This window comes from Psychrobacter sp. AOP31-B2-9 (assembly GCF_052378005.1).
Lineage (GTDB): Bacteria > Pseudomonadota > Gammaproteobacteria > Pseudomonadales > Moraxellaceae > Psychrobacter.
Window position 1 is genome coordinate 1 of the sequence record NZ_JBQSXG010000261.1, and the last position, 1,530, is coordinate 1,530.

General features: G+C 42.9%; 2 protein-coding genes. Both read right to left on the reverse strand.

The window, feature by feature from the left end:
• Window positions 1-1,049: alpha/beta fold hydrolase (locus tag ACT3SX_RS15005; RefSeq protein WP_413469396.1), on the reverse strand; the 1,049-nt coding region annotated here is incomplete at its 3' end.
• A gap of 27 nt (window positions 1,050-1,076) precedes the next feature.
• Window positions 1,077-1,241 carry a rubredoxin gene (locus ACT3SX_RS15010; RefSeq protein WP_192520571.1) on the reverse strand — a complete coding sequence of 55 codons (165 nt, stop codon included), beginning with the start codon at window positions 1,239-1,241 and terminating at the stop codon, window positions 1,077-1,079.
• Between the last annotated feature and the right edge of the window lie 289 nt (window positions 1,242-1,530).

The following is a 1,530-nucleotide window of genomic DNA, read 5'->3' on the forward strand; positions in this document are numbered from 1 at the left end:
TAATTTTCTAATAAATGGTTACTGATTAAGTCAACCATATACGGCTGATAATACTCAGGAATATCATGTGCCATGCCTTCGATTAAATAAAACGAGGCATTAGGAATGGTCTTTGCGACCACGCGGCCTTGTGAGGCAGGTAGCAGTCCATCCGCACTGCCATGTAATACGATAGTGGGCGCTTTGACTTGCTTACTGAATCGACTGATAGAGCCTGACGAGAGAATAGCATTAAGCTGCTGCACAGTACCTAGTGGATGGAAGTTGCGCTGATATCGTATTTTAGCAATCTCACGCACCATACGTACATTGACATGACCGGGTGTACCGACTGTCTTCATAAACCAAACGCTATGCCGTACAATATCGCGCTCAGAATGGCTCTCAGGGCGGTTGATGAGGGTATATAACTGCTTTGGCTTGGGTGGTTTTAGGAAAGCGCGGTTGGTCGTGGTAAACATCAGCGCCATTCGCTGTACTAAGCTTGGATAGCGTGCGGCCACGATTTGTGCAATCATGCCACCCATAGAAGCGCCGAGCAGGTGCGTCTTTCCTAACTGCAACGCCTTAATTAAGCGAACCGTGTCTTCTGCCATATCAGTTAAATTATAAGCAACTTGTGTGCTCTTATTCGATAAGCCAGCTTGTAAACGCAGCATCATTTTTAGTTGGTTGATACGTGGCAACCCTTCGATCTGTACTTTAGAGGACAAACCAATATCACGATTATCAAAACGTATCACAAAAAAACCTGCATCAATGAGACGTTTGATGAAGTTGTCTGGCCAAAAAATCATTTGGGAGCCAAGCCCCATAATCATTAATAAGGGCGGATTATTAGGATTACCGCCGGCTTCAACACACAGCTCGATGCCATCACCGATATCAATCATTGATTGATAAAGGTGATCACTGAGATCAGAGTTACCCCATTGATGTATACCGAACTTTTGCCACTCAGCGGTGGGATAGTTTCCTATATTTTCATCAAGGATTGTCTGTGATTTGGTCTTTTCTTTGGCACTATTCATATCATTTGATGTCGTCATGAAGTGTCCTAATTAGAGAATCGTCTATTACAGCTCAACCATCTCAAAATCAAGCTTTCCTACACCGCATTCTGGACAAGTCCAGTCGTCAGGGATGTCATCCCATTTAGTTCCTGGTGCGATGCCTTCTTCGGGGCAGCCGAGTTCTTCGTCATATATCCAGCCGCAGACAATACATTCATAACGTTTCATAATAAATAATCCTATCGATCATTGCCAATGTTACAGTGCGCTATAGACGCTCAGATTTAGCATTGCAGTCAGGAGATTAGACTGCGAAAGCGCACGTAGTTTAGCATATAACCATGATTTTCGTAGTTAAGTTTACACTTGTATATTGAGATTAACTGATTTTTATTCAAGGGGCGTCTTGCTACTACTTGCTACTAAGGTAAGTCGAACCTAAATATGGCCACCAATCATGTTATAATGGCGGCCGCTGAAGTTATCGCATTAACCATCATTTATCATTAATATATTC

Bases quoted from the DNA above. Each gene is read 5' to 3' on its own strand.
- ACT3SX_RS15010 (WP_192520571.1), bottom strand. From the start codon at position 1,241: ATGAAACGTTATGAATGTATTGTCTGCGGCTGGATATATGACGAAGAA.